The organism is Fictibacillus aquaticus, from assembly GCF_002245695.1.
GTDB lineage: Bacteria > Bacillota > Bacilli > Bacillales > Fictibacillaceae > Fictibacillus > Fictibacillus aquaticus.
In genome coordinates this window covers 1-5,363 of record NZ_NOII01000005.1, presented here as the reverse complement: position 1 = coordinate 5,363, position 5,363 = coordinate 1, and the positions used below count along the sequence as shown (strand labels likewise).

General features: G+C 43.3%; 9 protein-coding genes and 1 riboswitch. Of the genes, 4 read left to right on the top strand and 5 right to left on the bottom strand.

Annotation, left to right across the window (positions count from 1 at the left end; translation table 11 throughout):
* Both CGZ90_RS14000 and kynU read right to left on the bottom strand, forming a co-directional pair.
* Window positions 1-272 (bottom strand): cyclase family protein (locus CGZ90_RS14000; protein ID WP_205727409.1); only part of this gene is annotated, 272 nt, incomplete at its 3' end.
* A gap of 11 nt (window positions 273-283) precedes the next feature.
* Window positions 284-1,552, bottom strand: a complete 1,269-nt coding sequence (gene kynU, locus CGZ90_RS13995) for a kynureninase (RefSeq protein ID WP_240515442.1) — start codon at window positions 1,550-1,552, stop codon at window positions 284-286.
* 195 nt (window positions 1,553-1,747) lie between these two features.
* A riboswitch (cyclic di-GMP riboswitch) is annotated at window positions 1,748-1,831 on the top strand.
* Between the two features lie 20 nt (window positions 1,832-1,851).
* On the opposite strand from kynU, the gene CGZ90_RS13990 reads away from it, so the two are divergent.
* Together CGZ90_RS13990 and CGZ90_RS13985 are read left to right on the top strand one after the other, a co-directional pair.
* Window positions 1,852-2,007, top strand: coding sequence for an anti-repressor SinI family protein (locus CGZ90_RS13990; protein WP_094253154.1), 156 nt, complete (start codon window positions 1,852-1,854; stop codon window positions 2,005-2,007).
* Between the two features lie 81 nt (window positions 2,008-2,088).
* Entirely contained in the window at window positions 2,089-2,415 is a 327-nt protein-coding gene (locus tag CGZ90_RS13985) for a helix-turn-helix domain-containing protein (RefSeq protein ID WP_094253152.1), read from the top strand.
* Between the two features lie 29 nt (window positions 2,416-2,444).
* Here the strand turns inward: CGZ90_RS13985 and CGZ90_RS13980 are convergent, their stop codons facing one another.
* Window positions 2,445-2,684 carry a hypothetical protein gene (locus CGZ90_RS13980; protein WP_094253151.1) on the bottom strand — a complete coding sequence of 80 codons (240 nt, stop codon included), beginning with the start codon at window positions 2,682-2,684 and terminating at the stop codon, window positions 2,445-2,447.
* A 168-nt stretch (window positions 2,685-2,852) separates the two neighbouring features.
* On the opposite strand from CGZ90_RS13980, the gene CGZ90_RS13975 reads away from it, so the two are divergent.
* Entirely contained in the window at window positions 2,853-4,025 is a 1,173-nt protein-coding gene (locus tag CGZ90_RS13975; RefSeq protein ID WP_094253150.1) for a CapA family protein, read from the top strand.
* A 40-nt stretch (window positions 4,026-4,065) separates the two neighbouring features.
* Here the strand turns inward: CGZ90_RS13975 and CGZ90_RS20780 are convergent, their stop codons facing one another.
* Window positions 4,066-4,215: a hypothetical protein gene (locus tag CGZ90_RS20780; RefSeq protein WP_165766863.1), complete on the bottom strand. Its 150-nt coding sequence runs from the start codon at window positions 4,213-4,215 to the stop codon at window positions 4,066-4,068.
* Window positions 4,216-4,435: 220 nt separating this feature from the next.
* Here CGZ90_RS20780 and CGZ90_RS13970 point away from each other — a divergent pair, with 220 nt between their 5' ends.
* On the top strand, window positions 4,436-4,822 hold the full coding sequence (locus tag CGZ90_RS13970; RefSeq protein ID WP_338032245.1) for a biotin transporter BioY: 387 nt from the start codon (window positions 4,436-4,438) through the stop codon (window positions 4,820-4,822).
* A 46-nt stretch (window positions 4,823-4,868) separates the two neighbouring features.
* Here CGZ90_RS13970 and CGZ90_RS13965 read toward each other — a convergent pair.
* On the bottom strand, window positions 4,869-5,363 hold a 495-nt coding region (locus CGZ90_RS13965; protein WP_133063600.1), incomplete at its 5' end, for a Na+/H+ antiporter NhaC family protein.

Sequence of the window (5,363 nt, the reverse complement as noted above, 5' to 3'; positions counted from 1 at the left end):
GCCGCGCTGACAGATTCGTTTGAGGACGCATCAATGACCGAACACCGTCCAACATAGAGCGAAAGAGGAAGATCCGTCATCTTTATCCCATCTTCACTGAAATGGTACGGAGCATCAGCATGTGTGCCTGTATGGGTGCTAAGGCTTATCTGCCCCACATTAACTGAGCCAGAATCCTCCTTCGTCCATGCCAGGCTGAATGAATAAGGTGTGTCACCCGGCCAGCCTGGGACGCCATTATACAGCGGCATGGATATATCATAAATTTTCATGAAACTCTCCTTTAAGCGATCACTTCACGCGTATTTTCATATTTCTCATAATGCTTCTCCTGCATGATTCTCTTCAGCACATTTACCGTTTCATACACATCAGCAAATGAGGTGTACAATGCCGCAGGAGCAAGGCGGATCACATCGGGAGCGCGGAAATCTGGTATGACACCCAGCTCTTTTAAGCTTTTACAGATTCTTGCCGCCTCCTTATGCTGCAGTGCGACATGTCCTCCCCTACGGCTGTCTTCATCAGGATTTCCGATCACAAAACCGAATTCCAGCAGCTCTTGCTGTACGAGCTCCATAAGGAAACGAGTCAGCTGAAGCGACTTGGCTCTAATTCTTTCAATTCCCGCTTCTTTAAATATTTCAAGAGAACCGATAAGCGGCGCCGTACTTAAAACATGAGGTGTCCCAATTTGATAGGCACCGGCTGAAGAGGCCGGGACGAAAGTATGCTCCATATCAAACTGAGTGTTCTTATCCGATCCAAACCAGCCTGCAAGACCCGGCCTTTTTCCAAAATGCCGATTGTTTACATAAAGGCCGGCAACACTTCCGGGACCTCCGTTCAAATACTTATAATTGCACCAGAACGCAAAATCCACTCCCCATTCGCTCAAACGGTGCGGCACGGCTCCAATTGAATGACACAGATCAAATCCAATGACGATGCTGCGGGCATGTGCTTCTTTTGCCAGCCGCTTCATGTCTAGCAGCTGTCCGCTCCGGTAAAGGACTGACGGAAGAAGGATCAGCGCAACCTCATCTGTCATCTGCGATATAATATCTTCTTCTGAAAGTGTCATCCCGTCTGAGCTGGCAACCTGTATTAAATGATCTTCTGGGTTGTATCCTTTGATGAGCAGCTGGCTTTGCAGGGCGTAAATGTCTGAAGGGAATGTCAGCTCATCAGCCAGTATTTTTGTTTTCTTCCCCTCTGGCTTATAAAAACTTGAAACGAGCTGATGAAGGTTGACAGTAGTAGAGCTGGCTGCCATTACTTCATCCGGCAAAGCACCGATAAGTTCCGATAGCTCTTCTCCGATTTTCTCGCTTAGGGTGAACCAAGGATGGTTTCCATTCATCCATCCATCGATGCCAAGCGTTTTCCAGTCTTCAAGTGAATCCAATAATGTTCTCTCCGCCCTTTTCGACAAAAGACCCAGAGAATTTCCATCCATATACATTTTATCGTGAGGCAGAAAAAATTCTTTGCGAAAATCTTTTAACACGTCCTGCTCATCCAATGAAAGCGCATTCTTTTTCTCGATCAAGATCTCCAACTCCCATCTTATATATATCTTAATAGTATATAAAATTAAAAAGGGTATCAAATAAACTCGAATATTAGCGGAATATTTATTTTTGCCGCAACACATTCCGACATGCTTTGAAGGTATTAAGTCCTATACTAAAAGGGTACTAATTAACTGTACATACTTCGGCTTATGCTTCATGTTAAAAATCCATTCAGAAAAGGGCAAACATGTTGAAAAGCATGGACGCAAAATCACAGGTCTAAGGTGTGTGGCTAAGACGGCTGGATTACCTGGAAACATTTCAGGAGGAGAATATGACAACTCTTATACTAGAGCAGTTGGATGATGAATGGGTAGATTTATTATTGCAAGCAAAAGAAATAGGGTTGACGATGGAGGAAATCCGCTATTTTCTCCAAAGCAGCTGCACTTCGAATGATGCTGCGCTATTAGAAACACAACCGATTTAATCCCCACTTTTGTTCTATTTACAGAAAATGATGCCAATTGTATAATGGATGAAACGTTTCTAGTAAAAAAGAGGGATACAGATGATCGGTGAACTCGTAAAAAAATACCGCAAACAAAAAGGACTTTCTCTATCTGCACTTGCCGAAAAAGCAGGAATCGCGAAATCATATTTAAGTTCACTTGAAAGGAACATTCAGCAGAACCCTTCCGTTCAGCTGTTAGAAAAGCTTTCTTCCGTTCTTGATATCCCAGTCGAGAACCTTCTGAATGATAAGCCTGAGGTTAATGAAAAAGAACTTGATGCTGAGTGGGCTGATCTCGTAAAAGAGGCGATGGGCTCTGGCGTCAGCAAAGAACAATTTAAAGAATTTCTTGAATTCAATAGATGGAAAAACGCACAAAAATAAGCCCAGCGGCCAAGCCGCGGGGCTTTTTTTTATACTGTTATATCTATAAATGGCCTAATGTCTTTAAACTTATATGGCTGAATGTTCCTGTTAGCATGGAGCCACTTCTTTTCAAGCTGCCTGACCTTATCTGCTGTGTAATCAAAAGGGGCAAGTCCTTTAAACTCTCCGTTGATATATAATTCACAAACATTATCACTGCGATAGTGAAGTCTTACAGTCTGCCGGCCTGTACAGCCGATATACCTATGATGATCATCTTTAATCATAAAAGGCTTGCCTCCCTTAGTTCGTTCTTCAATAAGAACGATATCTATTATTAATATAACATTAAAAAGAACGAAATCAACACTTTTTTGTTCTTTTTGAAGAACTTTCTAAAAAAGGATTGGCTATTCCTTCCTTATTGCCTAGTATTAAACATAAGGGGGTGCCATATGAAAAGGATATTCATTTCAACCGCTATCTTTCTTCTTTTCTTTTTTGGCGCATTTATTTTTTATCAGCAATACAGCAATCAGACTGAGGGGGAGAAAGCCAAGCCGGCAGAGATTAAAAAAGTAAAACAACAACCGGCAGAGAGCCAAAAGCCAGCACCGGCGCCAGAGCCGAAACCTGAAGTGACAACAGCGACTCTGTCCGCCGTAGGAGATATTTTAATTCACGATACGGTATACAACAAAGCATCAAGACCAGATGGTACATACAGTTTCAACCATATGTTCGCAAAAGTGAAAAACCATCTAGAGCAAAGTGATATTACAATCGCTAACCAGGAAACGATGATCGGCGGAGTGGAGTTTGGGCTTTCGAGCTATCCTTCTTTTAACTCACCGGCAGAGGTGGGCGATGCACTAAAAGAAAATGGAGTCGACCTCGTAACGATAGCGAACAACCATACTTTGGACCGGGGAGAAAAAGTTATTTTAAGTGCATTGGATCATTGGAACAAGATTGGAATGGAATATACAGGGGCGTACAGTTCTCCTGAGGATAGGACAAATCTGAGACTGATCACTAAAAACAAAATCACTTTTTCATTTCTGAGCTATACGTATGGAACGAACGGCATTCCAGTGCCAAAAGGAAAAGATCACCTGGTGAACTTAATCGATCCGGACCGGATAAAACGTGAGGTCAATGAAGCGGCTAAGCTATCTGATACAGTAGTTGTCAGTCTCCACTTCGGCAACGAGTACGAAAGGCTGCCGAATAACGAACAAGAAAAAATCGCCCAGCTAGCAGCCGATGCCGGAGCTGACATCATCATCGGTCACCATCCGCACGTGCTGCAGCCCGTAAAATGGCTGACAAGCCTTGATGGTTCCAAAGCTTTTGTAGCCTATTCTCTCGGCAATTTTCTTTCCGGCCAGCGCAGGGATTATAAGGATTTAGGCGGCATCGTGAACATATCTGTGACAAAGACTGCCGAGGGGGCTACGTCGAAGATTGACGTGCATTCTCCTTCGTTTATTCCTACTTATGTAGACAACCAATTTGTTATATGGCCGCTGGCCGAGCTTCCTGAAAAGAAACCTGTTTATGAAGAGATGAAGCGTCATATGAGCCGTTGGATGCCGGACCTGTCATTTGAAGCTTCACAACAATAAAAGAGCGGCTGCCGTGTATAAGGCAGCCGCTCTTTTATTGTTATTCTCCTTTTGAACGGGGGCTTTGAGTGTCTCTTTCAGGCAGGCTGTCAGCGAAAGTTTCATGAGAATGTTCTACGCTCGTCATGCTTTCTGTAGGTGTAGTATTGTTTTTTGCAGCTGCATCTTTCGCATGTTTTCTTTTTTCCATTTGTATTACCTCCTTTTCTACAAATAGTTTTTCTTCGTTCAGCAAAATCCATTCCGGCTAAGGTTAACCAAAAAAATTTTATGGTTGACAATAAACTTTTCCTTCGTATACGATTTAAATGTACTTTTATTGACAAATACAACACGAGGTGGACTTTTTATGAAACTAAGAACGCTTGATTTAACACTTGCTTCATTGTTTGTAGCACTTATGGCGATCGGTGCCAACATCACAANNTAAATTTTCTGGAGGATTCGATGTTCTTGTCGGACCGACATTCGGGTTTATCGTTTCATTTATCCTGGCTGCCTACGCAGCAGGAAAAATTGTTGAGTTAGCAGGAAAGCCAAGCCTAGCTGTATTTTTTGCCGCTGCGTTTGCAGGTCTTATCGTAAACTACGTAATCGGAACATCTTATTTGTATGTGGCATTATCGACTTGGATGGGTGTTAAAGGTGTCACATATCTTGGAACATGGCAAGGGATGCTTCCTTTTATCCCGAAAGACGCCTTCTTAACGGTTCTGACTGCTCTAATCGCTCCACGCATCTTTAAAGCAGTTTCTAAATCACGCCCAGCATCTTACAGCAGCAGAAAAGCCGCATAATTAATGACCATAAAAAAAAGCGCCGAGGCGCTTTTTTTTATACTCCTTACAGGACCATCGCAGCGATAAAGCCGAAGATGATGAGCGGAATATTGTAATGAAGAAATGTTGGGACACATGTATCCCAAATATGATGATGCTGTCCATCAGCATTGAGACCTGATGTCGGACCGAGTGTACTGTCAGAAGCCGGTGAACCAGCATCTCCCAGTGCCCCTGCTGTACCAATTAATGCGATCGTCGCCATTTCACTCATACCTAGTGCGGCGCACAAAGGTACGAAAATCGCTGTGATGATTGGAATCGTAGAGAATGATGACCCAATACCCATCGTTACAAGCAAGCCGATCAGCAGCATCATCAGGACACCCGCTGCCGTATTTCCTCCGATGAGCTCTGCACTGTGCTTTACAAGACTCTCTACATCTCCTGTAGCATTCATTACAGCTGCAAACCCAGCAGCTGAAAGCATAACGAAACCGATAAAGGACATCATTTTCATGCCTTCTGTCAAGAGCTGGTCCGACTGGCGGATCTTCAT